Annotated in this window: 23 protein-coding genes; 8 read left to right on the top strand and 15 right to left on the bottom strand. The window is 61.9% G+C overall.

Annotation, left to right across the window (positions count from 1 at the left end; all coding sequences use genetic code 11):
- Window positions 1-51: 51 nt before the first annotated feature.
- Both dnaG and rpsU read right to left on the bottom strand, forming a co-directional pair.
- Window positions 52-2,028 carry a DNA primase gene (dnaG, locus tag ACF8R3_RS05620; protein WP_392515141.1) on the bottom strand — a complete coding sequence of 659 codons (1,977 nt, stop codon included), beginning with the start codon at window positions 2,026-2,028 and terminating at the stop codon, window positions 52-54.
- A gap of 301 nt (window positions 2,029-2,329) precedes the next feature.
- Window positions 2,330-2,545 (bottom strand): 30S ribosomal protein S21, encoded by a 216-nt coding sequence (gene rpsU, locus ACF8R3_RS05615; protein WP_003255575.1) that lies wholly within the window; start codon window positions 2,543-2,545, stop codon window positions 2,330-2,332.
- 204 nt (window positions 2,546-2,749) lie between these two features.
- On the opposite strand from rpsU, the gene tsaD reads away from it, so the two are divergent.
- Entirely contained in the window at window positions 2,750-3,775 is a 1,026-nt protein-coding gene (gene tsaD, locus ACF8R3_RS05610; RefSeq protein WP_058603029.1) for a tRNA (adenosine(37)-N6)-threonylcarbamoyltransferase complex transferase subunit TsaD, read from the top strand.
- Window positions 3,776-3,777: 2 nt separating this feature from the next.
- On the opposite strand, the gene plsY is transcribed toward tsaD, so the two are convergent.
- The gene (plsY, locus tag ACF8R3_RS05605) at window positions 3,778-4,347 is read right to left on the bottom strand and encodes a glycerol-3-phosphate 1-O-acyltransferase PlsY (RefSeq protein WP_058603030.1); all 570 of its coding nucleotides are present in this window, start codon (window positions 4,345-4,347) and stop codon (window positions 3,778-3,780) included.
- A 74-nt stretch (window positions 4,348-4,421) separates the two neighbouring features.
- Between plsY and folB the strand changes: the two genes are divergently transcribed.
- Together folB and folK are read left to right on the top strand one after the other, a co-directional pair.
- Window positions 4,422-4,778: a dihydroneopterin aldolase gene (gene folB / locus ACF8R3_RS05600; RefSeq protein WP_196124700.1), complete on the top strand. Its 357-nt coding sequence runs from the start codon at window positions 4,422-4,424 to the stop codon at window positions 4,776-4,778.
- Window positions 4,769-5,278: a 2-amino-4-hydroxy-6-hydroxymethyldihydropteridine diphosphokinase gene (folK, locus tag ACF8R3_RS05595; RefSeq protein WP_058639612.1), complete on the top strand. Its 510-nt coding sequence runs from the start codon at window positions 4,769-4,771 to the stop codon at window positions 5,276-5,278. Before folB ends, folK begins: the two co-directional genes overlap by 10 nt.
- Window positions 5,279-5,372: 94 nt before the next feature.
- On the opposite strand, the gene ACF8R3_RS05590 is transcribed toward folK, so the two are convergent.
- The 11 genes from ACF8R3_RS05590 to ACF8R3_RS05540 form a co-directional block, all read right to left on the bottom strand.
- Window positions 5,373-6,479, bottom strand: a complete 1,107-nt coding sequence (locus tag ACF8R3_RS05590) for a multifunctional CCA addition/repair protein (RefSeq protein WP_078479219.1) — start codon at window positions 6,477-6,479, stop codon at window positions 5,373-5,375.
- Between the two features lie 54 nt (window positions 6,480-6,533).
- Window positions 6,534-8,102 carry a SpoVR family protein gene (locus ACF8R3_RS05585; RefSeq protein ID WP_058639610.1) on the bottom strand — a complete coding sequence of 523 codons (1,569 nt, stop codon included), beginning with the start codon at window positions 8,100-8,102 and terminating at the stop codon, window positions 6,534-6,536.
- On the bottom strand, window positions 8,099-9,370 hold the full coding sequence (locus ACF8R3_RS05580) for a YeaH/YhbH family protein (protein WP_058639609.1): 1,272 nt from the start codon (window positions 9,368-9,370) through the stop codon (window positions 8,099-8,101). Before ACF8R3_RS05580 ends, ACF8R3_RS05585 begins: the two co-directional genes overlap by 4 nt.
- Before the next feature lie 137 nt (window positions 9,371-9,507).
- The gene (locus ACF8R3_RS05575) at window positions 9,508-11,430 is read right to left on the bottom strand and encodes a PrkA family serine protein kinase (protein ID WP_058639617.1); all 1,923 of its coding nucleotides are present in this window, start codon (window positions 11,428-11,430) and stop codon (window positions 9,508-9,510) included.
- Between the two features lie 282 nt (window positions 11,431-11,712).
- On the bottom strand, window positions 11,713-12,042 hold the full coding sequence (glpE, locus tag ACF8R3_RS05570) for a thiosulfate sulfurtransferase GlpE (RefSeq protein ID WP_058603036.1): 330 nt from the start codon (window positions 12,040-12,042) through the stop codon (window positions 11,713-11,715).
- Window positions 12,039-12,923, bottom strand: coding sequence for a symmetrical bis(5'-nucleosyl)-tetraphosphatase (locus ACF8R3_RS05565; RefSeq protein ID WP_058639608.1), 885 nt, complete (start codon window positions 12,921-12,923; stop codon window positions 12,039-12,041). The genes glpE and ACF8R3_RS05565 overlap by 4 nt, the downstream gene beginning before the upstream one ends.
- A complete protein-coding gene (gene apaG, locus ACF8R3_RS05560; RefSeq protein WP_058603038.1) occupies window positions 12,923-13,303 on the bottom strand; it encodes a Co2+/Mg2+ efflux protein ApaG in 381 nt (126 codons plus the stop codon). The genes ACF8R3_RS05565 and apaG overlap by 1 nt, the downstream gene beginning before the upstream one ends.
- Before the next feature lie 166 nt (window positions 13,304-13,469).
- Window positions 13,470-14,270, bottom strand: a complete 801-nt coding sequence (gene rsmA, locus ACF8R3_RS05555) for a 16S rRNA (adenine(1518)-N(6)/adenine(1519)-N(6))-dimethyltransferase RsmA (protein ID WP_078479218.1) — start codon at window positions 14,268-14,270, stop codon at window positions 13,470-13,472.
- Window positions 14,267-15,256, bottom strand: a complete 990-nt coding sequence (gene pdxA, locus ACF8R3_RS05550; RefSeq protein WP_196127741.1) for a 4-hydroxythreonine-4-phosphate dehydrogenase PdxA — start codon at window positions 15,254-15,256, stop codon at window positions 14,267-14,269. Before pdxA ends, rsmA begins: the two co-directional genes overlap by 4 nt.
- Window positions 15,253-16,578, bottom strand: a complete 1,326-nt coding sequence (surA, locus tag ACF8R3_RS05545) for a peptidylprolyl isomerase SurA (RefSeq protein WP_392515138.1) — start codon at window positions 16,576-16,578, stop codon at window positions 15,253-15,255. Before surA ends, pdxA begins: the two co-directional genes overlap by 4 nt.
- On the bottom strand, window positions 16,553-19,360 hold the full coding sequence (locus ACF8R3_RS05540; protein WP_392515136.1) for an LPS-assembly protein LptD: 2,808 nt from the start codon (window positions 19,358-19,360) through the stop codon (window positions 16,553-16,555). The genes surA and ACF8R3_RS05540 overlap by 26 nt, the downstream gene beginning before the upstream one ends.
- Window positions 19,361-19,490: 130 nt before the next feature.
- On the opposite strand from ACF8R3_RS05540, the gene ACF8R3_RS05535 reads away from it, so the two are divergent.
- Genes ACF8R3_RS05535 through ACF8R3_RS05525 form a run of 3 tightly spaced genes read left to right on the top strand, consistent with a single transcriptional unit; the run spans window position 19,491 to window position 21,947 of the window.
- On the top strand, window positions 19,491-20,510 hold the full coding sequence (locus tag ACF8R3_RS05535; RefSeq protein ID WP_058639605.1) for an aminoglycoside phosphotransferase family protein: 1,020 nt from the start codon (window positions 19,491-19,493) through the stop codon (window positions 20,508-20,510).
- Window positions 20,507-21,178, top strand: coding sequence for an N-acetylmuramate alpha-1-phosphate uridylyltransferase MurU (murU, locus tag ACF8R3_RS05530; protein WP_392515134.1), 672 nt, complete (start codon window positions 20,507-20,509; stop codon window positions 21,176-21,178). The genes ACF8R3_RS05535 and murU overlap by 4 nt, the downstream gene beginning before the upstream one ends.
- Window position 21,179: 1 nt before the next feature.
- Window positions 21,180-21,947: a TerB family tellurite resistance protein gene (locus tag ACF8R3_RS05525; protein ID WP_058639603.1), complete on the top strand. Its 768-nt coding sequence runs from the start codon at window positions 21,180-21,182 to the stop codon at window positions 21,945-21,947.
- Between the two features lie 42 nt (window positions 21,948-21,989).
- On the opposite strand, the gene ACF8R3_RS05520 is transcribed toward ACF8R3_RS05525, so the two are convergent.
- Window positions 21,990-22,985 carry an alpha/beta hydrolase family protein gene (locus tag ACF8R3_RS05520; RefSeq protein ID WP_392515132.1) on the bottom strand — a complete coding sequence of 332 codons (996 nt, stop codon included), beginning with the start codon at window positions 22,983-22,985 and terminating at the stop codon, window positions 21,990-21,992.
- Window positions 22,986-23,080: 95 nt separating this feature from the next.
- Here ACF8R3_RS05520 and ACF8R3_RS05515 point away from each other — a divergent pair, with 95 nt between their 5' ends.
- Both ACF8R3_RS05515 and ACF8R3_RS05510 read left to right on the top strand, forming a co-directional pair.
- Complete coding sequence (locus ACF8R3_RS05515) at window positions 23,081-25,483, top strand: PAS domain S-box protein (protein ID WP_392515130.1); 2,403 nt, start codon at window positions 23,081-23,083, stop codon at window positions 25,481-25,483.
- Window positions 25,480-25,663: response regulator transcription factor (locus ACF8R3_RS05510; RefSeq protein WP_392515128.1), on the top strand; the 184-nt coding region annotated here is incomplete at its 3' end. The genes ACF8R3_RS05515 and ACF8R3_RS05510, both read left to right, overlap by 4 nt.

The following is a 25,663-nucleotide window of genomic DNA, read 5'->3' as shown; positions in this document are numbered from 1 at the left end:
AAGGTCTTGGCGGGCAAAAAACAAGCCGAGGATTATACCCGAGCATGGACCTCACGCGCCAGATGAGGTCGGGTTTTGTGCGGGAACATTCCGGCTCAACAAGGCGAGAAGCTGGGTTTTTTCCTCGCTGGTCAATTCGCTTTGACGGGATTTCCTGAGCAGTTGTTCCAGACTTCGCTCACGTTGGCGAGCGGACAAGCTAGTAATGGTGTCGAAAAACTGTTGTTCAAGGTTGTCGGCCACGATCAGCCATTCCTTCTCCGCCAACGCCCGCAGCAGGCGACCTTGTTCGGTGCCATGCCAGCGTGCGATCAACTGCATTGAGCTTAGCCCAGGATTTTTCTGTGCAGCTTCGATCAATGCCACCAGCAGTTGGCTGTAGAGCTGTTCTTCGTCGGCAAAATGGCTGGCGTCTTCCACCTTGCCGGCCAGGAGCGGGTGATGCAACAGCGTGCGCAGCGCCGCCAGCGTAGGCGGTTCGACCGGTGCCGGCACGCGGGGCGGGGGCTGGTCACGCTGCCACGGCTTGCCGCCCTTGCGATGCTTGTCCCAGGGTTTGTCGCTCCAGGCTTTCTTGCCGCCGGCCTTTTTGGGCGTCCAGGCCTGTTCCTGATGAGCGCCAGCATAATCGGGCTGCGGCATGTCCGCGTAATCAGGCGTGTAGCTGACCATGGCATCGTAGTCATAGCCTGGGTCGTAATCTGCGCTGGGCGCCGCGGGGGCCTGTTGCGCCAGTTGCTCAACCTGCTGCGGATCGAGCCCGGTGATTTCCCGCAAGCGGTTGCGCATCAGTTGACGCAGGTTGGCGCCCGGGATTTTTTCGATCAACGGTGCAGCCAGGGTGGCCATGTGCGCCTTGCCTTCGAGCGAGCGAGGGTCTGCCTCGGTGCTCAGCTGCTCGAAGAAGTAATCGGCCAGTGGTTGCGCGTGCTGGTTGATGCGGGCCATGAAGGCGTCGGTGCCTTCGGCGCGGACCAGGCTGTCTGGGTCTTCGCCTTCAGGCAGGAACAGAAAACGCGCGCGACGGCCGTCCTGCAGGTTCGACAGGACGGACTCCAGCGCTCGCCAGGCCGCCTTGCGCCCGGCCTGGTCGCCGTCGAAGCAGAACAGTACGCTCGGTACCATGCGAAACAGGCGCTTGAGGTGCTCTTCGCTGGTGGCGGTGCCCAGGGTGGCCACGGCGTTGCGCAAGCCTTGCTGGGCCAGGGCAATCACGTCCATGTAGCCCTCGACCACGATGATTTCGTCGAGGTTGCGGTTGTGCTTGCGGGCCTCGTACAGCCCGTACAGCTCCTGGCCCTTGTGGAACACAGGCGTTTCGGGAGAGTTCAGGTACTTGGGCTTGTCGTCACCTAGCACCCTGCCGCCGAAGGCGATAATGCGGCCACGGCTGTCGCGAATCGGAAACATCACCCGATCGCGGAAGCGGTCGTAGCGTTTGCCGGTTTCGGCATTCTCGATCAGCAGGCCGGCATCGATCATGACCTTCTGCTGTAGCGTGTCGGCACCCAGGTGCTTGAGCAGGTTGTCCCAGCCAGGCGGCGCGAAACCCAGGCCGAAGTCGCGCGCCACTTCGCCGGATAAACCGCGGCCTTTCAGGTACTCCACCGCTGCCTTGCGGGTCGGGTGACTGCGCAGGGCTTGGCGGTAGAACTCCGAGGCGGCGTCCAGCAGCGGGTACAACGGTGAGTCGGTCGGCTGGCGCGGTTTCTGGTCGCGCCGGCCTTGCTCGCGCGGGACCTCCATGCCTGCCGCTCGTGCCAGTTCCTCGACGGCCTGGGGGAAATCCAGGTTGTCGTGGTCCATGACGAAGCCAAGGGCGTTGCCGCCGGCGCCGCAACCAAAGCAGTAATAGAACTGCTTGTCGGGGCTCACGGTGAAGGAGGGGGTCTTTTCCTTGTGGAACGGGCAACAGGCAGAATAATTCTTGCCGGTTTTTTTCAGTTGGACACGGGAGCTGACCACGTCGACGATGTCGAGGCGGTTGATGAGGTCGTCGATGAAACTCTGGGGAATCAGCCCGGCCATGGCAGTCTCGTCAATCTGGCAACTGGCAAGTCTAATCGCTCACGCGCCGAATGCAGCGGGTGATGCTTGAAGCTATGCGGGGAATAAGTGCCCGTCGCCGGCCCATGAGGCCCGTCAGTCGGACGTGCACGCCTGGCCTACAACACAATGACCAGTTCTGACGTTTCAGGCAGGTTGCCCGCATGCACGGTGCTTGAACATGTGCATGGAGCCTTGAGCAAGCTGCTCAGGTTTGAAACGACCACTGCCATCGCCCGGTGGTTAACCGGGCAGGGCAGAAGCTTTGCGATGAACGTCTGTATTAGTACAGACGAACGGCGCGGCGCTGTTCGCGCTGAACTTTCTTGGCGTGACGTTTGACAGCGGCAGCTGCCTTACGCTTACGCTCTGCGGTCGGCTTCTCGTAAAACTCGCGGCTACGAACTTCAGCCAGTACACCGGCTTTTTCGCAGGAGCGCTTGAAACGACGCAGAGCTACGTCGAAGGGTTCGTTCTCTTTAACTTTGACGGCTGGCATCCAGGGCTACCTTAATTCATTACCGGGGTAGACGCGCTCCTGGCAAAACAAAGGTGTGCTGGAGAACGTCGGTTTTCAAGGGTTGCGGATGTTAACCCTTAGCAAGCCGGAATGCAAAGCCTCTGATCGAAAACCGCTGGTCGGCACCTTGCACGGGGACTATCATGCGCGCCTTCGAATTCAGCCCCCACAAGGGACGAGCCCATGCTAGTACTGGGATTGGAAACATCCTGCGACGAAACCGGCGTCGCATTATACGACAGTGAACGGGGCCTGCTGGCCGATGCGCTGTTCAGTCAGATCGACCTGCACCGCGTGTTTGGCGGCGTGGTGCCCGAACTCGCGTCGCGCGACCACGTCAAGCGCATGCTGCCGCTGATTCGCCAAGTGCTGGACGAAGCGGGTTGCGTGGCCACCGAAATCGACGCCATCGCCTATACCGCAGGCCCTGGGCTGGTCGGCGCACTCCTGGTCGGTGCCTCCTGCGCCCAGGCCCTGGCCTTTGCCTGGGACATTCCGGCCATCGGTGTACACCACATGGAAGGCCACTTGCTGGCGCCCATGCTGGAAGAAAACCCGCCGGCGTTTCCGTTCGTCGCCTTGTTGGTTTCCGGCGGTCATACCCAGCTGGTGCGCGTCGATGGCATTGGTCAGTACGAATTGCTGGGCGAGAGCCTGGACGATGCGGCCGGCGAGGCGTTCGACAAGACCGCCAAGCTCATCGGCCTGAACTACCCTGGTGGGCCGGAAATTGCCCGGCTTGCCGAGCGCGGCACACCGGGGCGGTTCGTGTTTCCTCGGCCGATGACCGATCGGCCAGGCCTGGCAATGAGCTTCAGTGGCCTGAAAACCTTCGCCCTCAATACCTGGCAGCAGTGCCGGGAGGCTGGTGACGACAACGAACAAACCCGTTGCGACGTGTCCCTGGCGTTCCAGCAGGCGGTGGTGGAGACTTTGACCATCAAGTGCAAGCGGGCACTCAAGCAGACGGGCCTCAAGCGGTTGGTCATTGCCGGGGGGGTCAGCGCCAACAAGGCCCTGCGCGCTTCGCTGGAAGACATGCTCGGCAACCTCAAGGGCAATGTCTATTACGCCCGTCCGCAGTTCTGCACCGACAATGGGGCCATGATCGCCTATGCCGGCTGCCAGCGGCTGCTGGCGGGGCAGCAGCAAGACCTGGCGATCAGCGTGCAGGCGCGCTGGCCGATGGAGCAGTTGCCTCCCCTGTAGGGTCAGAAGTGCCGCTCGCGGCCTGCAAACAGGTCACGCAGGTTACTGCGATGGCGCCATACGATCAGGACGGTCAGTACCGTCATCGGCAGCAGGGCCTCGGGCTGGCGCCAGGCCAGCAATGGCAGGGTCAGCGGTGTAGCGATCAGCGCAGCCAGGGAGCTGGTACGGGTGAGGTACAGGGTCAGCACCCAGGCAACGATGGCCAGCAATGCGGCAGGCAAGTACAGGCCGACCAGCATGCCAGCCGCGGTCGCCACGCCCTTGCCACCGCGAAAGCGAAAGTACACGGGGAACAGGTGGCCCAGCACTGCACAGATACCGATCCAGGCCTGCGCGTGCAGGTCCAGCCCGGCAAGGCGGGCGAGCATTACCGGCAACAGCCCCTTGCACAGGTCGCCAAGCAGGGTCAGGATCGCCATCTTGCGCCCTGCCAGGCGCAGCATGTTGGTAGCGCCGGCATTGCCCGAACCACTGCAACGCGGGTCCGGGCTGCCCGCAAGGCGGCTCAGGACAATGGCGAAGGACAGCGAGCCGAGCAGGTAGGCGAGCAGCGCCAGTAACCAAAACATGCTAACTATTCCGGGCGAGGACGCCCTGATTCTAACGGCGCCAGTCGCCCTTGTCGTGCTGTGGAGAGAAGTGCTTGGACAGAGTGTTCATCGAAGGCCTGGAAGTCGATACCGTGATCGGTGCCTATGACTGGGAGCGGGATATTCGCCAGTGCCTGCGTCTTGACCTGAGCTTGGCCTGGGATAACAGGCCTGCGGCCGCAGGCGACGACCTCGCCCTGGCGCTCGATTACGCGAGCGTTTCGACGCGCATCCAGGGGTTTGCCGAGCAGGCACGCTTCGAGTTGGTCGAAACCTTCGCCGAGCGCCTGGTTGCCGTGTTGATGGACGAGTTCGGCATCCCCTGGGTGCGCTTGAAGCTCACCAAGCCGGGCGCAGTGCCGGCAGCGCGCGGTGGTGTTGGCGTGGAGATCGAGCGCGGATGTCTCTGAGCACGGTATACCTGGGCCTTGGCAGCAACGTCGATCGGCATACCCACCTGTGTGCCGGTCTCGATGCGCTGGCGGCCATTCTGACCGACATGCGTTGCTCGCCCGCGTTCGAAAGCCAGGCGGTGGGCATCAAGAGCGGGCCGTTCATCAATTTTGTGGTGACCGGACAGACGACGCTACCGTTGATCGAACTGGACCGGCGGCTGAAATTCATCGAGGCCGACAATGGCCGGTATGCCCCTGATCGACTCGGCCTGCCGCTGGATATCGACGTGCTGATGTATGACGACCTGCATGGCACTTTCGACGGGCTGGTGCTGCCCCGGGCTGAGATTCTGAAAAATGCCTTCGTGCTGTGGCCGTTGTCGCTACTGGCGCCTGATCTGGTGCACCCGGGTGTAGGCAAAACCATGGCGCAGGTGTGGCAAGAGTCGCAGATCGATCAGGTCCTGGCGCCCGTCGCCTTCGAGTGGCGCGGGTTGCAACTGACGCCTGCCTGAGACTCATACCGTCGCACACAATGCCCAGCATGCCGGCCATCAGCTGCTGCTGGGGTTGTCGCGCAGGTCGAGCGCGAGCTGCGCGACATTGTAGCTAGCTGCCCTTGTAGGCATCGAGCGTCTGCAAGCGCTCATTTTTCAAGGCCTCACCCAGCGCCTGGCCGGTGAAACCAGCCTGAACCAGCGGCTTTACATCCACGGCCCGGGCAGCGGCCATAGCCCCTTGCAGGTAGTCTGCCTGCCGGTAGTCTGTCTGTCCGTTGCCCTGCGCGATCGCTCGACAGGCTGCTAGAAAGTCCTCGAAACGCTGCGGCCTGCGGTAAACGTCGAACGTTTGCAACAGATCCAACAGCGTCTGGGCAGGCAGCTCTAAGGCCTTGTTGGCCTGCTCCAGGCACTGGCTGGTCAGCATCGACAGATCCTGGCACTCCCGCGGGGTCTTCAGGCGCTGATTGAGCGCCTTGATCGACGCGGTTGGTAAAGGATGCAGCAGACAGGCCCAGCGTACGGGCAACGCAAGCTGATGCCGGGCTGCCTGTTCCAGTGCGACCAGGGTCTGGGGATGAGGCTCCAGTTCCGGCAGCAGCACGTGCAGGGCATTGCATGCTCGCAGGACTTCGAAGAACACCTTGGGGTGCGCCTCCATCAATGCCCGCTCGATTTCCTTCCAGGTGCGTTCTGCCGTTAACGCCAGCAGTTCACCCGAAGCGCTGATGTGCTGCATCAAGCCCAGCGTGTCGTCGGCCACTTTGAAGCCCAACGGCGCATAACGCGCTGCAAAACGAGCGACGCGCAGCACACGCAGTGGATCTTCGGCAAACGCGGGCGAAACGTGGCGAAGCAGGCGCCGATCAAGGTCGGCCTTGCCCTGATAAGGGTCGTAGAGGGTGCCGTCCGCGTCCTCCGCCATCGCGTTAATGGTCAGGTCGCGGCGTATCAGGTCTTGCTCGAGCGTGACGTCCGGGCTTGCGTGAAAGGTGAACCCGCCGTAGCCCCTGCCGCTCTTTCGCTCGGTACGGGCCAACGCATATTCCTGGCCGGTCTTGGGATGCAGAAACACCGGAAAGTCTGCGCCAACCGGGCGGAACCCTTTGGCAAGCATGTCTTCAACCGTGGCGCCTACCACGAGCCAGTCGATATCGGTGACCGGGCGGCCGAGTAGGCGGTCGCGTACTGCGCCCCCCACTTTGTAAATGTGCATAAGTAACTCCCCCTGATTGCCGACAGCATAACCTGCCGACCGCCAGGGGGCGCATCACAGGTGGTGAATGACCGCCATGTCCAGGCGCCCGTAGTCAGAACCTTCGCCGTGCTCGCCACGAGGGGGCATGTGATGGGTTTTCATCACCTGGTCGCCTTGCACGGTTTCCAGGTGAATATCGAACCCCCACAACCGATGCAGGTGCTTGAGTACCTCTTCGGTCGAATCCCCCAAGGGCTTGCGGTTGTGTTGCTGGTGCCGAAGCGTCAGCGACCGATCTCCGCGACGATCGACGCTCCATATCTGAACGTTCGGCTCGCGATTGCCGAGGTTATATTGGGCGGCCAATTGTTCGCGGATGGTGCGATAGCCTGCATCGTCGTGGATGGCAGGCACGTACAGTTCGTCCCGCTGGTCATCGTCCAGGATGCTGAACAGTTTCAGATCACGCATCACCTTGGGCGATAAGTATTGAAGGATGAAGCTTTCGTCCTTGAAGCTGCTCATGGCGAACTTGAGGGTTGAAAGCCAATCGCTGCCGGCAATGTCCGGAAACCAGTGGCGATCTTCCTCGGTGGGTGCCTCACACATGCGCCGAATGTCGGTATACATGGCAAAGCCCAACGCGTAAGGGTTGATGCCGTTGTAATAGGGGCTATCGAAACCAGGCTGGAAGACCACGCTGGTATGGGACTGAAGGAACTCCATCATGAAGCCTTCGGTGATCAGTCCCTCGTCATACAGATCGTTCATCAGCGTGTAGTGCCAGAAGGTCGCCCAGCCTTCGTTCATCACCTGTGTCTGGCGCTGTGGATAGAAATACTGGGCGATCTTGCGCACGATCCGCACCACCTCGCGCTGCCAGGGTTCGAGTAGCGGTGCGTTCTTCTCGATGAAGTAGAGGATGTTTTCCTGAGGTTCGGCGGGGAAGCGCACGTCGTCCCGTTCACTGGTCTTGTCGGCACTTTTGGGAATGGTGCGCCACAGGTCGTTGATCTGCCGTTGGAGGTGTTCCTCCCGATCCTTCTGCCGGCGACGCTCTTCTTCGGCAGAAATGGGATAGGGGCGCTTGTAGCGGTCCACCCCGTAATTCATCAGGGCGTGGCAAGAGTCGATGAGGTCTTCCACCGCATCGATCCCGTGACGCTCCTCGCACTGGGCGATGTACTGCTTGGCAAAGACCAGGTAATCGATGATCGAGCTGGCATCGGTCCAGGTGCGGAACAGGTAGTTGCCCTTGAAGAAACTGTTGTGCCCATAGCACGCATGAGCGATCACTAGGGCCTGCATGCACATGGTGTTCTCTTCCATGAGATAGGCGATGCAGGGGTCGGAGTTGATGACGATTTCGTAAGCAAGCCCCATTTGCCCGCGGCTGTAGGATTTCTCGGTACTGAGGAATTGCTTGCCGTAGGACCAGTGGTGATAACCCAGCGGCATGCCGACCGAAGCGTAGGCGTCCATCATCTGCTCGGCGGTGATTACCTCGATCTGATTGGGGTAGGTGTCCAAGGCGTAACGTTCGGCCAGGCGGCCGATTTCCCGGTCATAGGTTCGGATCAGGTCGAACGTCCACTCTGAGCCGGTGGAGATGGGCTGGCGTCTCTGTGCTCTGGCGGTCATGTGGCTAACCTGCGCTGGAAGAGTTCACGGAAGACCGGGTAGATATCGCCGGCCGATACCAATTGCTGTTGCGCGAACGTATCGGGGAAGGCATCGCCGATACGTTCGTACTCGTACCAGAGCGCCTGATGTTCACGTGGGGTGATTTCCACGTAAGTGTAGTACTGAACGTGCGGCATGATCTGCCGGGTGAGGATGTCGCGGCAGATCGGTGAGTCGTCGTTCCAGTTATCGCCATCCGACGCCTGGGCCGCGTAGATGTTCCAGTCACTTGCTGGGTAGCGTTCGGCCATGATTTCCTGCATCAGCTTCAAGGCACTGGAGACGATGGTGCCGCCGGTTTCGCGACTGTAGAAGAACTCTTCTTCATCCACCTCGCGCGCGCTGGTGTGGTGCCGTATGAACACGACTTCGATCCGGTCGTAGTTACGCTTGAGGAACAAATACAGCAGGATGAAGAAGCGCTTGGCGATGTCCTTGGTGGCCTGGGTCATCGAGCCCGAAACGTCCATCAGGCAGAACATGACAGCCTTGGAACTGGGGTTCGGTTGCTTCACCAGCAGGTTGTATTTGAGGTCGAAGGTGTCGAGGAAGGGCAGCCGATTGATACGCGCCTTCAACCGCTCGATCTCCTGCTCGGTTTCCTGGATGTCCGTAAAGTTGTCAGGCTCCTCGACGCGCAGGCGGGCAAGCTCTTTCTGGGCTTCGCGAAGCAGGGCGCGGCTACTGCCGGTCAATGCGATGCGCCGAGCATGGGCCGAGCGCAGTGTGCGTACGATATTGATACGTGACGGGTTGCCCTCGCTTGCGATACCGGCGCGCACGTTCTTGAACGTGTCTGCACCCGTCAGGTGACGCTTGACCAGGTTGGGCAACTCCAGGTCCTCGAACATGAACTCCAGGAACTCCTCCTGGGTGATCTGGAAAACGAAGTCGTCCATGCCGTCACCGGCATTGCCGGCCTTGCCACGGCCACTGCCGCCGCCACCACCCTGCGGACGGGGGATATGCTCACCTGCGGTGAATTCCTTGTTGCCCGGGTGTACGACGGTCTGCTTGCCGCCACGGCCATGGTGCAGCACTGGCTCGTCGATATCACGGCCTGGGATGCTGATCTGCTCACCGTGCTCCATGTCCGTGATGGAGCGGCGACTAACCGCTTCTTCCACGGCCTTTTTGATATGATCACGGTACCGGCGCAAAAAGCGCTGGCGGTTGACCGTGCTCTTGTTCTTGCCATTCAGGCGTCGGTCGATAACGTAGCTCATGGTTCCTCCTGCGGGGAGCAGCTGCAAGCCATAAGCTTCAAGCTGCAAGAAAGAGCAGCCGCCGCAGCTGCGGGCACTGGCGCCGAGGGGTGCACGGCGCCGGCCAGCGTGAAGCCTGCGGCTTGTCGCTTGCCGCTTTATTGCGATTTCCTGACCCGCAGGTACCATTCCGACAGCAGACGTACCTGCTTGTCGGTGTAGCCACGCTCCACCATGCGCGTGACGAAGTCGTTGTGTTTCTGTTGATCCTCCTTGCTGGCCTTGGCGTTGAAGCTGATGACAGGCAGCAAGTCTTCGGTGTTGGAGAACATTTTCTTCTCGATCACCACCCGCAGCTTCTCGTAGCTGAGCCAGCTTGGGTTCTTGCCGTTGTTGTTGGCCCGGGCGCGCAGCACGAAGTTGACGATCTCGTTGCGGAAGTCTTTGGGGTTGCTGATACCCGCCGGTTTCTCGATCTTCTCCAGCTCTTCGTTCAGGGCGATGCGGTTGAGAATCTCGCCGGTTTCCGGATCGCGGTACTCCTGATCCTGGATCCAGAAGTCGGCGTACAGCACATAACGGTCGAAGATGTTCTGGCCGTACTCGCTGTAGGACTCCAAGTAAGCTGTCTGGATTTCTTTGCCGATGAACTCGATGTACCGGGGGGCCAGGTATTCCTTCAGGTAGCGCAGGTAGCGTTCGCGCACCTCGGCCGGGAATTGTTCCTGTTCGATCTGCTGCTCGAGCACATACAGCAGGTGCACCGGGTTGGCCGCCACTTCGTGAGGGTCGAAGTTGAACACCTTGGACAGGATCTTGAAGGCGAAGCGGGTCGACAGGCCGTTCATACCTTCATCGACGCCTGCCGAGTCGCGGTATTCCTGGATGGACTTGGCCTTGGGGTCGGTGTCTTTGAGGTTTTCGCCGTCGTACACCCGCATCTTCGAATAGATGTTGGAGTTGTCAGGCTCCTTGAGGCGCGAGAGGACGGTGAACTGGGCCAGCATTTTCAGCGTGTCCGGGGCGCAATGGGCCTTGGACAGCGAGCTGTTGATCAGCAGCTTGTCGTAGATGCGGATCTCGTCGCTGACCCGCAGGCAGTAAGGCACCTTCACGATGTAGATACGGTCAATGAAAGCTTCGTTGTTCTTGTTGTTGCGGAAGGTGTGCCATTCGGACTCGTTGGAGTGCGCCAGCAGGATCCCGGAGTAGGGAATAGCGCCCAGGCCTTCGGTGCTGTTGTAGTTGCCTTCCTGGGTGGCCGTCAGCAGGGGGTGAAGCACCTTGATGGGCGCCTTGAACATCTCGACGAATTCCATCAAGCCCTGGTTGGCTCGGCAAAGCGCGCCTGAATAACTGTAGGCGTCGGCGTCGTTCTGCGGGAATTCTTCAAGCTTGCGGATATCCACCTTGCCCACGAGTGCAGAGATGTCTTGGTTGTTCTCGTCGCCAGGCTCGGTCTTGGCGATGGCAATCTGGTTGAGGATGGAGGGGTAGAGCTTGACCACCTTGAACTTGCTGATATCGCCGCCGAATTCCTGCAAGCGCTTGGTGGCCCACGGCGACATGATGGTGTTCAGGTAGCGCCGCGGGATGCCGTACTCTTCCTCGAGAATGGCCCCGTCTTCGGTGGCGTTGAACAACCCCAGCGGCGACTCGAAGACCGGCGACCCCTTGATGGCGTAGAAGGGCACCCGCTCCATGAGTTGCTTGAGCTTTTCGGCCAGGGAGGATTTACCGCCACCCACCGGGCCAAGCAGGTAAAGAATCTGTTTCTTCTCTTCCAGGCCTTGGGCGGCATGGCGGAAGTACGACACGATCTGGTCGATGCACTCTTCCATGCCATGGAAGTCGGCAAAGGCCGGATAGCGCCGGATCATCTTGTTGGAAAAGATGCGCGACAGCCTAGAGTTGGTAGAGGTGTCGATCAGCTCTGGCTCACCGATGGCCATCAACAGGCGCTCGGATGCCGATGCGTAGGCGCTACGATCCTCCTTGCACAGTTCCAGGTACTCCTGCAGCGAGAGTTCTTCTTGGCGCGTGGACTCGAAGCGTTGTTGGAAGTGGCTAAAAATACTCATGACGTCACCTCGCTCGATACGTTGAGACGACGCCGGATCAGTCAGCTGATGCTGGTATGCAAGCGGCATTGCCGGTTGCCATATACCCCCCAAACACCCTATAGCGCTACCGATGACCCGCACGCCGGTGTACCGGCTCTCCCCTTTTTCCGGATGGCCTGCGCTTAAGGATAGTTGGTAATCGGCAAGGTCAAGGGCACGGGTGACGGAAGTTGCTAGCGACCGTTCGTCAGAACGGTCTCCAGCCCGCGCATGGCGCGGGCTGCAGTGACAATGAAAAATTTATTCTTCAATGCCTTGGGCGGTTTCGGCAGGATAGGTCGAGCGCCATAGCTCGAAGCCACCATCGACACTGTACACGTCGGAAAAGCCTTGTCCTACCAGGTAGGCAGCTGCGCTTTGGCTCGAATTGCCGTGGTAGCAGACGACCAGCGTCGGTGCGTCCAGGTCGGCATTGCGAATGAAGTCGGCGACCGAGTGGTTGTCCAGGTGGCGGGCACCAGTGATGTGACCTGCTGCGTAGGCCTGCGGGTCACGAATGTCGACCACGACGGCACCTTGCGCACGCAGGGCCAGGGCCTGTTCGGGAGGGATGCGCTTGAATTCGCTCATGGAGTTGGCTCTGTTCCGGGTTGATCGTTGAAGGTTGGAATTGGCGCCGCAGGGCGCAGGGTGCCGTCATCGGCACAATCGCAATGGTGGTACTGGCCGTCATCGACGTTGTACAGGGTCATGGACCCACCCCATACGCAGCCTGTGTCCAGCGCAATGACTCCGGGTTCCTCGACCTGGCCCTGCAAGGCGGCCCAGTGCCCGAAGATGATCTTCACGTGACGCGAACGCCGACCTTTGTGGGCGAACCAGGGCTTGTACCCTTTGGGGGCGCTGTCCAGCCCTTCTTTGCTCTTGAATTCAAGTTTGCCTTCTGCGGTGCAGAAGCGCATGCGCGTCAGGTAATTGGTAATGACCCTGAGGCGTTCGACACCCGCCAGACGCTTGCTCCACTTGGCGGGCTCGTTGCCGTACATACCGTCCAGATACAGCGGCAGACGGCTGTCATCGCGCAGTACTTCTTCGACTTCGGCAGCCAGCTCCAGGGCTTTGCCCAGTGTCCATTGCGGGGGAATGCCCGCGTGTACCAAGGCGATGCCGCGCGGTTCATCGTAATGCAGCAGCTTTTGCTGGCGCAGCCAGTCGAGCAGCTGGTCGGCGTCAGGGGCCTCGATGATTTCGCGCAACGTGTCGCTCTTCTTGAGACGTTCGACGTTGCGCCAGGCCGCAAGCAGGTGCAGGTCATGGTTGCCCAGCACGCAGGTGAGCGACTGGCGAATCGAATACAAATAGCGCAGCGTCTCGAGCGACTCGGGGCCACGGTTCACCAGGTCGCCGACCAGCCACAACTTGTCCACAGCCGGGTTGAAGCGCACACGTTCAAGCAGGCATTTGAGCGGCTGCAGGCATCCTTGCAAGTCACCGACGGCGTACGTGGCCATCAGTGCAGCGCCCCAGGTACTGCCAGGCGGAACGGCGCGATCTGTGCGTCGAAGCGCTTGCCGTCCTCGGCAAACATTTCGTAGCTGCCCTGCATGGTTCCAACGCGGGTGGTGATGACGGCGCCGCTGCTGTAGGTATGGCTCTGGCCTGGTTCAATCGTAGGTTGTTGACCGACCACGCCAGAGCCTTGCACCTCTTCGACCTCGCCATCACCGTTGGTGATCAGCCAGTGCCGGGACAGCAGCCTGGCCTTGAGCGAGCCATTGTTATGGATCGTGATGGTGTAGGCGAAAGCGAAACGGCTGCTTTCAGGGTCGGATTGCTCTTTGAGGTAACGGGTCACGACGCTGACGTCGATCTGATAGCGAGGGTCGGTCATGCAAGGGCCTTGGGGAACTGACGCAATGATGCAGTCTAGGCCATAGGGAGGGGCGAGGGCCAGCGGCGCGATGGCAGGCTGGCCCGGCAAGCAAGCCCCAAGCATCGGGGCGGCGATCAGCTTGCAAGTGCTGACTGCGGTCAGCGGGGCAGGGGCTGGGGGTCGGTCAGGCCGGTTGATCAGCCAACTGGTCGGCCAGGCGTACGAAAGCCGCCAGATCCAGCTGCTCGGGGCGCAGGCTACCATCCACGCCAGCGGCCTCGATGGCGGCGCTGTCGAGCAAGCCTTTGAGGGTATTACGCAACGTCTTGCGACGCTGGTTGAACGCATCGCGAACCACCCGCTCAAGCAACTGCGGATCCTTAGCCGGGTGGGGTAGCACGTCGTGCGGCACCAGCCGGACGATGGCTGAGTCCACTTTCGGCGGCGGGTTGAAGGCGCCGGGGCCTACGTTGAACAAGTGTTCGACGCGGCAGTGATACTGGACCATGATCGACAGCCGACCCCAATCACCGCCCCCAGGCCCTGCGGCCATACGCTCGACCACTTCCTTCTGCAGCATGAAGTGCATGTCCCGGATGAGGCCGGCGTGGCTGAGCAGGTGGAAGATCAAAGGTGTAGAGATGTTGTAGGGCAGGTTGCCCACCACCTTGAGGCTACGTGCCGGTACGCCGAGCTGGTTGAAGTCGAACTTCAGGGCGTCACCTTGGTGCAGGCGGAAATTGCCATTGCCTGCAAACTTGTGTTGCAGGATCGGCACCAGGTCCTTGTCCAGCTCCACCACATCCAGTTGCGCGCCGCTGCTCAGCAAGCCTTCGGTCAATGCGCCCTGGCCCGGGCCGATTTCAAGCAGGTGTTCGCCTGGCTTGGCATTGATGGCGCGCAGGATGCGGTCGATGATGCCTGCATCGTGCAGGAAGTTCTGCCCGAAACGCTTGCGCGCCCGGTGTTGGTATTGCTCGTTCATGGTCGGTTCTCGGCCATCTGGTAGGCGGTGTCCAGGGCAACGCGCAGGCTGCCGGTATCGACTTTGCCGGTGCCGGCCAGGTCCAAGGCCGTGCCATGATCAACCGAGGTACGGATGATCGGCAGGCCCAGCGTGACATTGACCGCAGCGCCGAAGCCCTTGTACTTGAGTACGGGAAGCCCTTGGTCGTGGTACATCGCCAGCACCGCGTCGCAGTGCTCCAGATATTTGGGGGTAAACAGGGTATCGGCCGGCAGTGGCCCGCGCAGGTCCATGCCTTCGGCACGCAGGCGGGCCAGGGTAGGCTCGATGATGTCGATTTCCTCGCGGCCCAGGTGGCCACCTTCTCCCGCATGGGGGTTCAGGCCGCATACCAGGATGCGAGGGTTGGCGATGCCGAATTTGTCGCGCATGTCGGCATGCAGAATGCGTGTCACGCGCTCGATGCGCTCGGCAGTAATGGCCTCGGCGATGTCACGCAGGGGCAGGTGGGTGGTGACCAAGGCGACGCGCAGGCCATGGGTGGCGAGCATCATCACCACTTGGGCGGTATGGGTCAGCTCAGCGAGAAACTCGGTATGCCCCGAAAAAGGAATACCGCTTTCGTTGATAACGCCCTTGTGCACGGGCGCTGTGATCATGCCGTCGAAATCGCCGTCCAGGCAGCCTTGTCCGGCACGGGTCAAGGTCTGCAGCACGAACGGCGCATTGGCCTTGTCCAGCTGACCGGCGACCACTGAGGCAGACAGCGGCGTGTCCCACACATACAGGCTGCCAGCGGGTGCCGGTTGACTCGGCCATTGACCTGGCATGACAGGCAGCAAGGTGATGTCCAGCCCCAGCTGGGTGGCCCGCTCGGCGAGCAGGTCACGGTTGGAGATGGCAATCAGGGGGTGGGGCTGAGCGTCGGCAGCGAGCAGCAGGCATAGGTCAGGACCTATCCCCGCTGGCTCGCCGGGTGTGACGGCGAAGCGCAGGGGCTTCACTGAGCGGCCTGGTCAGCGCCAGGCAGCTTGATTTCAACGTAGGCTTCGTCGCGAATCTGGCGCAGCCAGGTTTGCAGCTCTTCGTCGTACTTGCGGTTGCGCAGCACGCTCAGGGCTTGCTGTTCACGGGCCTGTTCTGTGCTGTCAGTGGCGCGGCGGCCCAGCACTTCCATCACATGCCAGCCATATTGGGTCTTGAACGGCTTGGTCACCACGCCTTGCTGTGCGTTGGCCATCTGCTCGCGGAACTCCGGCACCAGGGTGTTCGGGTCTACCCAGTTGAGGTCGCCGCCGTTGAGCGCCGAGCCCGGATCTTCCGAGAAGCTCTTGGCCAGGGTGGCAAAGTCTTCACCATTTTCGATGCGCTCGTAGATCTTTTCAGCCAGTTGCTGGGTGGCGGCTTCGCTGCGCACTTCACTTGGCTTGATCAGGATGTGGCGTACGTGCACCTCGTCGCGCAGCACGTTCTCGCTGCCACCACGCTTCTCCTCGAGTTTGAGGATGATGAAGCCGTTGGGGATGCGAATGGGCTGGGTGATCTCACCCACCGGCATGCTGCTCAGCATCTTGGCAAAGTCTGGGGGCAGTTGACCGGCTTTGCGCCAGCCCATCTCGCCGCCCTCGAGCGCGTTCTCGCTGGCCGAGTTGGCGATTGCCATCTGACCGAAGTCCGCGCCTTGCTTGAGCTGCTGGTAGACATCGCCCACTTTGCGCGCAGCCTTCTGGATGTCGTTGGAGTTGGCCGCTTCCGGCGTTGGGATCAGGATGTTGGCCAGACGGTATTCTTCGGACATCTGCATCTTGCCCATGTCCGAATTAAGGAAGTTCTTAACTTCCTGCTCCGACACCTGGATGCGCTCTGCCACCCGGCGTTGGCGCACGCGGCTGATGATCATCTCGCGCTTGACCTGCTCGCGAGCATCGTCGAACGACAGGCCGTCATGGGCCAGCGCCGCGCGGAACTGGTCGATGGACATGCCGTTGCGCTGGGCAATGGTGCCGATCGCCTGGTTCAGCTCCTCATCAGTGATGCGGATGCCCGAGCGCTCGCCGATCTGCAACTGCAGGTTTTCGACGATCAGGCGTTCCAGCACCTGCTGCTGCAGGGCGCCGCTTGGCGGCACGCTGCCGCCGCGCTTGGCGATGGTCTGCTGAACTTCACGCACGCGCTGGTCCAATTGGCTTTGCATGACCACGTCGTTGTCGACGATGGCCACCACCCGGTCAAGCGGTTGCACCGCGGCATGCACCGCGCCACTCAGCAAAGCGACGCCCAGCAGCACTGGGCGCAGTCGATCAATAAGCTTGTTCTTCACGTTCACGGTAACCTTGAATGCCTTGGCCGAGGAAGGATTCGACCTTGTTGCCAACGACGCCGCCGAGGCCCTTGAGAACGACCTGTAGGAATACGCCATGGTCGCCTTTTTCGTTCTGCGGCAGTGCCTGGCTGTAGTCGTCGAAGTCGAGCCAGTAACGGTTGATCAAGCGCAGCTTCCAGCAGCAGTTGTCGTACTCGAAACCGCCCATGGCTTCCAGGGTGCGGTTGCGGTTGTAGTCATGCTGCCAGCGAGCGATGACGCTCCACTGCGGGACGATCGGCCAGATGACCGAGAAGTCGTGCTGCTGGATCTTGTAGTAGTCCTTGATGTAGTTCGGGCTCCCTGGGGTGCCATAGTCGCCACCGTCCACTTTCCAGCGACCCGTGCTGGAATCGAAGGCGACCGTGTCGTTCCGGTAGCGATAGCCCAGGTTGACGATCTTGTTCGGATTGGCCTCAGGCTGGTAGTGGAACATGGCGCTGGCCGAGCGAGTGCTGTGGCTGTCCTGGTCCCAGTTGAAATCCGAATTGAAGCGCCAATCGCGGTTGAAGTAGTAGTTGTACACCAGCGCGTAAGGCGAAGTTTCGGACTGGGCATAGCTGCGGTTCTTGTAATCGATACCCGGCAGCTGAACCTTGCGGTCCTTGAAGTAGTACGCTTGGCCGATGCTGAAGTTCTGACGCTCGAAGCCGTCGTCTTCGATCCAGCGAGTGGTGACACCCAGCGAGAGCTTGTTCTCGTCGCCAATGCGGTCCGAACCGCTGAAACGGTTGTCGCGGAACAGCGAGTCGTAGCTGAACAGGGTTTCGCTGGTATCGAACAGCGGAATGTCTTTCTGATCCTTGTAGGGGACATAGAGGTAGAACAGGCGCGGCTCGAGTGTTTGCTTGTAGTTCGTACCGAACAGTGAAGTGTTGCGATCGAAATACAGGCCGCTGTCTACGCTGAAGATCGGGACGTCGCGGCTTTGGCTGCTCTTGAAGTCACCTTCGAGCGCAATGCGGCTCGGGTCTTCGATAAGGTTGCGTTTGCCTTCGCTGTCTAGATCCAAGTCGTACTTGGTGTATGCATACTTGAGCTTGGGGGTGAGGTAACCGTAGCTGGCCGTCATCGGCAGGCTGATGGACGGTGCCACGTTCAAGCGCGTGCCGTTGGCGCGCGCTACGCCAAAGATATTCTGATCCAGACGGCGGCCAGGGAACCCTGCAGACAGATCTGGGTTGCCATCCTTGTCGCGGACGAAGTCGCTCTTAAGGTCACGATCGAAACGTACCGCTTCGGTTTCGTAGCCCATGGTCAAGCCGCCCGGTTGGTACGGCAGCACACCGTTGAGGGTGATCTGCGGCAGACGGTCGTAAGGCGTGATCTGCGAGATGGTCGCCGCCTCGTAGGCATGCACGTTCAACCGCGCGGTGTAGCTGTCGCCGCGGTAGGTCAGGGCACCCTGCTGGTCGAGGAAGTCCTTGTTCTCGACGCCGATCTGGTCCGACTCCAGGTCCTGGAAGTAGAACGGGTCGCTGATGTCGGTGTAGTTCACCTCGGTCATCAGGCGCTCGTTCAGGCCACCCTTGTGCTGCCAGTTGACCATGTAGCGCTGGTCTTTGTAGTCGGTCTGGTCCTTGCGCTCGTCGCTCTTGTCGTTGAGGTAAGCGCCGCCGAACTGGCCTTCGCTCGAAGGCGTCAGGTAGCGGAACTCGCCTTCCATCAACAGGCCACGCTTGGTCATGTAGCGCGGGTACAAGGTGGCGTCGTAGTTGGGCGCCAGGTTGAAGTAGTACGGGGTCACCAGCATGAAGCCGGTGTCGCTGCTGGTGCTGAACGACGGCGGCAGGAAGCCGGACTGGCGGCGGTCGTCGATCGGGAAGTAGATGTACGGTGTGTAGAACACCGGGAAATCCTTGACCCGCAGCGTGACGTTTGTGGCGGTGCCGAACCCGGTGGCCGGGTTGAGGGTGATGTTGTTGCCCTTGAGCTGCCAGGCGTTGCTGCCCGGTTCGCAGGTGGTGTACGTACCGTCCTTGAGGCGGATGATGGCGTTCTCACCGCGCTTGGCGTACAGGGCACTGCCGCGAATGTGCGACTTGTGCATCACGTATTCGGCGTTGTCGACCTGGGCTTCGCCGGTGTCGAGCTGGATCTGCGCCTGGTCACCGACGACCAGCGAGCCGTTGTCGCGGATCTTGACGTTGCCCTTGAGCTCGCCACGGTTCTCGGCCTGGTACAGGTTGGCCTCGTCGGCCTGGGCCTGCATGCTGCCCTGGCGCATGACCACGTCACCGGCCAGAGTCGCAATCTGCTGCTCCTGCTGGTACTTGGATACCTTGGCATTGATGTAGGTCGGCGACTCGTCCTTGGGCGTGGTGTCAGCCATGCCGGGGCGTAGCGGCTCGACATAGGCACCGCCGCAGTACGGGCCGGTTTCGGCCAGTTGCGCGGCGGTCAGCTTGTCACGCGGGACCCAGTCCAGGTGGCTGTAGTCCTCGCTGCGCGACTTCAGCCCACGGCCCTTGGCCTCGGTGACCAGCACCGGCCGGTCGGCCTCGGCTTCGCCGGCCGCTTCGGTGCCGGTACCGCCAGCAGCGGCGGCACCCTCGTGCACCGGGCGCGGTGGCAGGTTGGTGACGGCGGTTTTGGGCTTGCAGTCCCAACCACCGGAGGCGGACACTTGGCAGTCGAATTGTTCGGCTGCCAAGACGTGCGACATGGCCAGAGGTTGCAGGGCCAGCAGACTGCCGGTGACGAGCAACGGAAACTTTCTACGAAACGCGGGGGATTTCAATGCCATCTTATTAGTCCGGGCTTCCTGCGTGCCATCTGCCCGCGTGTGGGGCCGCACGCCTCTCGATGGTCTGAAAAAGATGCTGGATAATAAAGCATGACCCGCTTGACGGCTAGGGCCGTCGGAGACCCTTGTAATGCCTGAACACGATGTACGCCTGCAGCAACTGTCCGCGTGGCTCGACCAGCAACTCCAAGACCTTTTCCTGCGCCAGGCCTGGGGCCCGGTGCCGGCCGGCAGCCTGACGCCTGCCAGCAGCGACGCGAGCTTTCGCCGCTATTTTCGCTGGGAGGGCGCAGGGCACAGTTTCGTGATCATGGATGCACCGCCGCCACAGGAAGATTGCCGACCGTTCGTCGCCATCGATCACCTGCTGGCCAGTGGCGGTGTGCATGTGCCCGTGATTCATGCCCAGGACCTTGAACGCGGTTTCCTGTTACTGGGCGATCTGGGCCGCCAGACCTACCTGGACGTCATCAACGCCGACAATGCCGATGCCCTGTTCGCCGATGCCATCGATGCCTTGCTGGCCTTGCAGGCGCTGCCCATGGACGCACCGTTGCCCCGCTATGACGAGGCACTGCTGCGCCGGGAAGTGGAACTTTTCCCCCAGTGGTACGTGAAGCATGCGCTTGGCCTGGCGTTCGACGAGGCCCAGGCGGCAGCGTGGCAGCGGTCCAGCCAGTTGCTGATCGACAGCGCCCTGGCCCAGCCGCAGGTGCTGGTACACCGCGACTACATGCCGCGCAACCTGATGCAGAGCGCCCCTAACCCCGGCGTGCTGGATTTCCAGGATGCCGTTTACGGCCCGGTCACCTACGACATCACCTGCCTGTTCAAGGATGCGTTCCTCAGTTGGCCGCAAGCGAGGGTCGAAGGTTGGCTGCACGATTACTGGCATAAGGCCAAGGCCGCAGGTGTTCCGGTGCAGGGCACGTTCGAAGCCTTCCAGCGTGCCAGCGACCTGATGGGCGTACAGCGCCATCTCAAGGTGATCGGCATCTTCGCCCGCATCTGCCACCGTGACGGCAAACCCCGTTATCTGGCCGACGTACCGCGCTTCTTCACCTATATAGAAGAAGTGATCGGCCGGCGGCCAGAGCTTGCCGAGCTGGGCGAGCTGATTGCTGGCCTGCAAGCGGGAGCGCGTGCATGAAGGCGATGATTCTGGCAGCAGGCAAAGGCGAGCGTATGCGCCCGCTGACCCTGCATACGCCCAAGCCGCTGATACCGCTGGCGGGGCGCCCGCTGATCGAATACCACCTGATGGCCCTTGCCGCGGCAGGGGTCACCGACGTCGTGATCAATCACGCCTGGCTGGGTGAGCAGATCGAGGACCACTTGGGCGATGGCAGCCGTTACGGCTTGCGTATTGCCTATTCCCCGGAAGGCGAACCGCTGGAGACCGGAGGCGGTATCTTCAAGGCCTTGCCTTTGCTGGGAGATGCGCCGTTCCTGTTGATCAACGGTGACATCTGGACCGATTACGATTTCTCGCGTTTGCAGGCGCCGCTGCAAGGGCAGGCCCACCTGGTGCTGGTGGACAACCCCGGGCATCACGGCCAAGGCGACTTTCGCCTGGTCGGTACCCAAGTGGTCGATGGGGACGGTGCAGCCGGTACGTTGACCTTCAGCGGTATTTCGGTGCTGCATCCGGCGTTGTTCGAGGGCTGCAAACCTGGCGCCTTCAAGTTGGCGCCCTTGCTGCGCCAGGCCATGGCCAGCGGCCAGGTGAGCGGTGAGCATTTTGCCGGGCACTGGGTCGACGTGGGCACCGTCGAGCGCCTGGCCGAGGCCGAGCGTCTGCTGGGCGAGCACCGCTGAGATGTGGTGGCCAGGCACGTTGATCGGGGCTGGGGCAGGGTTTGCCATCGCCAGCATTCCTGGTGCCCTGCTCGGTGCGCTGGCGGGGCAGATGATGGACCGTCACCTGCGCCTGCAAGGCTGGGACGATGTGCGCGAGCGTTTGGGCGGGCGTCCGGCGCCAAGGGACGAAGAGTTGCTGTTCGTGCTGCTGGGGCGGCTGGCCAAGAGCGATGGGCGTGTGGTCGAGCAGCATATCCAGCAGGCTCGGCAGGAAATGGCCCGGCTGAACCTGGATGAAGCGGCCAGGTTGCGGGCGATCGATGCCTTCAATCGGGGCAAGGGTGGCAAGGAGCGGTTGGGCAGCTATCTGCGCCGGATCCGCCAGCAGCCCCATGGGGCGGAAGGCACCTTGCGCGCCAGCTGGCGCATGGTCTGGGCCGACGGCAAGATGGGCAACAAGGAGCGGGAGCTGCTGCTGGACTGGGGGAACAAATTGGGCATGAGCCGGCGCCAGGTGCAGGCCATGTCCCAGGAGTACGAACCTCGTCGAACGGCTGGCATGGCAGGGGTCGGCATGACCTATGCGGCCGCGATGCGCCTGCTTGGCGTCGACACTGACACCGAGGGCGCGCTTGTCAAACAGGCTTATCGGCGACTGGTCAGTCGTCATCACCCGGACAAGCTGGCCGGCACCGGCGCCAGCGAGGCGCAGCTACGCGAAGCCACCGAGCGAACCCGCGAACTGCACCAGGCTTACGCGCTGATCCGTAAGCGCCGCGATTTCTAGCCGGGACCGAGCGCCGGCAGAGATCCTGCCCTGCCCGCACAATCAGGGCTGCATCCAGCCCCGCACGCGACGAAACAACTGTTCCTGGTCGGCGGCCTGATTGCCCGGCATGGCGATCAGGGACAGCTGGCGGTATTGACTGTCTTTCTGCCGCTTGCTGGCCTGCAGGCGCTGCATGGCAGCGTTGCGATCAGCACTGCGGGTCACGTAGTAGATGTCGGCCGTGGGCACTTTCAGGGTGGGCGTCAGGCTCTCCAGGTCATGCTCGACACGCGCCGGTGTCTGGGCGGCAACCATGACCAGTTTCTGCACCTCTGGCGGCTGCTTTTCGCTCAGGTAACGGGCTGCCCAGTAGGCGCCACTGCCATGGCCGATCAGCACGATGCTGCGGGCATTGTGTTGCTGAGCGAACGCGACGGCGGCGTCCAGGCGGGCGAAAATGCGCTCGGCATCGGCGGGGTCGGCCTGCTGGCTGGCAGCTTCGGCATCGGTCCCTTGTGCCGCTTCGGGCTCGGCAGCGGTGGCTTGCGCCACGTTGGCGTTGGCGTCGGCAGGTTCGTCCTTGGCAGGCGCCGTTTGCCCATCGGCCTGAACAGGCGCTGTGGCAGGCTTGGCCTGCACACGCGCCAATGGGCTGTCGAGCAGCAGGTCAGGCAGGCTTACGCTCAGGCTGTGCCAGCCCACATCCGGGAATTTCTGGCGCAGGGGCCCCACGGCGTTGGGCCAGTCGGCCGTTTCGCCGGCCCCTGGCACGATGATCACCGCGCCCTGCGGGTCGCTGTCGTTGGCGGGTTTCCACAACGCCAGGAAGCTGTCGGCACCGGCTTGCAGGGTCTGCTGTTCGGCCTTGGGCACGCGGCGTTCGAGTGCCTGGGCGTCCTCCTGGCTGCGCTCGATCAGGGGCGGGCGCGAGGGCGTAGCTTCTGCTGCAGGCGGTGTCTCGGGCGGGGTAGCCGGTGCGTCGTCAGCCCGCGCCGCCACAGGAAGGAGCGAGACCAGGCAGCACATTGCCAGCGTCGTGCGATAGAGTGTGAACATGTCTCAACCCAAAGCCAGAATGATACCGGCAGCGTAATGGTATTTGCCCGTTACGGCCACGGTCGATGGCCGCCCCTGTGTGGACGAACGTGTAGATGAAGCGAGTGCATCGCCTGTTGATGATCGGCTGCCTGTGGCTGCCGCTGATGGTCATGGCAAGGCCTGAGACGTTGCCTGGCGTCACACTGGAGCCGACGCAGCAACAATGGCTCGAGACCCATCGCAGCTTGCGCGTGGGGTTGGTATTGCAAGCCCCCTATGCCCAGTTCGACCGCCGCCTGCAGCAGCTGTACGGGGCTAACGTGGAGCTGGTGAGCAGCTTGGCCAAAGCGCTGCATCTGGACCTCACGTGGCGCCATTATCCAGACCAGGCCAATCTCGAAAGGGCCTTGCAAGCAGGGGAGATCGACTTCGCGCCAGGTTTGACCCAGACGCCGGCCACCTTGCGCCTATGGTTATTCAGCGACCCCTACATGCGCGTGCCGCAGTTGATCGTGGGCCCCCGCAACGCGGCGCTGGGCGTTGAGCTGGAAAAACTGGACGCCGCCCAGCGCGTGGCCGTGCGCATGCCCGGGGTTCTGGCCAATTACCTGCGCGCCAACTACGGCAACCTGAACCTGCAGGGCGTACCGAACGACCGTGAGGCCCTGCAACTGGTGGTCGGAGGGCAGGCCAGCTACGCCGTCATGGACGAGGCCCAACTCAGTCGTCTGTCCCGTGAAAGCGAGTTCAGCGAACTGGCGGTGGTGGGGGATATCGGCCTGCCGCAGCTGCTGCGCATGGGTTCTCGGCCAGACTGGCCACTGTTGGCCGAGGTGCTGGAGCGTGGTTTGCAGGCACTGCCAGCCAAAGAACTGGAACAGCTGCATCAGCGCTGGTTGCAGCCCAGGTATCCCAGGATCAGCGAGTCGCCGGGGTTCTGGCAAAACCTGGCCTTGTTACTGGGGCTGTTGCTGATCTGCGCGTTGATCACCCTGGTATGGCAGCGCCGCCAGCAGAGCCAGCTGGAGCGCAGCCTGTTGGCCACCCGTGAGCGACTGGTAGAGCGGCATGCGCGCGATGAAGCCTCGCGCCTGAGCCAGTTCGCCATCGACCAGAGCACCGTGGGTATTCTCTGGGTCAACTGGGACAGCCATGTGCGCTATGCCAACCCGGCTGCCGAGCGCATGCTGGGTTATGGCGAAGGCGCCTTGCTGGAAAAGCCGTTGGGGGACTTCGAGCCCTCGTTGAGCATGGAACGCTGGCTGGACCTGTGGAAAGGTGCGCGTTCAGGCGACAGCGGTGTGGGGCAGTTCGAAACCCGATGCCTGCGCGCTGACGGTCGTCTGCTGCCGGTGGAGCTGTCTTTGAGTTTCCTGCGGTTTCGCGATGCGGAATACCTGGTGGTGTACCTGGCCGATGTGACCGAGCGCCATCGCGCCACGGCTGCCTTGCGCGAAAGCGAGGCACGGCTGAAGGGGATCGCTGGCAACGTACCAGGGCTGGTGTTTCGCCTGGAACGAGACCCCGCTGAGGGTGGACTTGAATTTCCTTATGTCAGCGAGGGAAGTGAAGCATTGGTGGGCTATACGCCTGGCGAGATCCAGCACCCACAGATGGGGTTGCGCAACCTGGTACATCCCGACGACCGCGCCGATTATCACCGGGTGCAAGACCTGGCGCTGGCCAATGAGCAGGACTGGGCCTGGCAGGGGCGCATCCTTACGCGTCAGGGCGAGCAGCGCTGGGCCGATATCAAGGCCAGCACCCGGCGCCTGGGCAACGGCCAGCTGGTCTGGTACGGGGTGGTCTGGGACATCACCCAGGGCAAACGCGCCGAGCGGGCCCTGGCCCGTTCCCAAGAGCAGCTGCGCGAACTCTCGGCGCACCTTGAAAGCGTGCGCGAGGAGGAAAAAGCCCGAATCGCCCGCGAGGTGCACGATGAGCTGGGCCAGATGCTGACCGTACTCAAGCTTGAAGTATCCATGTGCGAACTGGCCTTTGCCGAACTGGACCCCGGCCTCAATGAGCGGCTGACCACCATGAAGCGTCTGATCAGCCAGTTGTTTCAGCTGGTACGCGATGTCGCCACGGCGCTGCGCCCGCCCATTCTGGATGCCGGGATTGCCTCGGCCATCGAGTGGCAAGCCCGGCGCTTCGAGGCGCGCACCCAGATTCCTTGCCTGGTACAGGTTCCTGACCATCTGCCGGCGTTGAGCGACGCCCGAGCAACGGGCCTTTTCCGTATCCTTCAGGAAGCACTCACCAATGTGATGCGCCACGCCCAGGCGCACAGCGTGGAAATCGAGCTGGTGCGCGAGGCCGGGCAGTTGCGCATGACGGTCAGTGACGACGGGCAGGGTTTCTGCCCAGACCAGCCGCGCCCCAGCTCGTTTGGCCTGGTCGGGATGCGCGAGCGGGTATTGATGATGGGCGGCAGCATGGTGCTGCACAGTGAGCCCGGCGACGGCACGCGCTTGAGCGTAGCCATTGCCCTGGAGCAGGAGGAGCGAACGTGATTCGAGTGCTGGTGGCCGAGGACCACACCATTGTCCGGGAAGGGATCAAGCAGTTGATCGGGCTGGCCAAGGACATGCAGGTGGTAGGGGAAGCCGCAAACGGCGAGCAGTTGCTCGACAGCCTGCGGCACACCCGGTGCGACGTGGTGCTGCTGGATATTTCGATGCCGGGCGTGAGTG

The organism is Pseudomonas sp. FYR_7, assembly GCF_043106155.1.
Lineage (GTDB): Bacteria > Pseudomonadota > Gammaproteobacteria > Pseudomonadales > Pseudomonadaceae > Aquipseudomonas > Aquipseudomonas parafulva_B.
The sequence above is the reverse complement of the archived record's forward strand: the minus strand, read 5'-3'. Positions and strand labels throughout refer to the sequence as shown.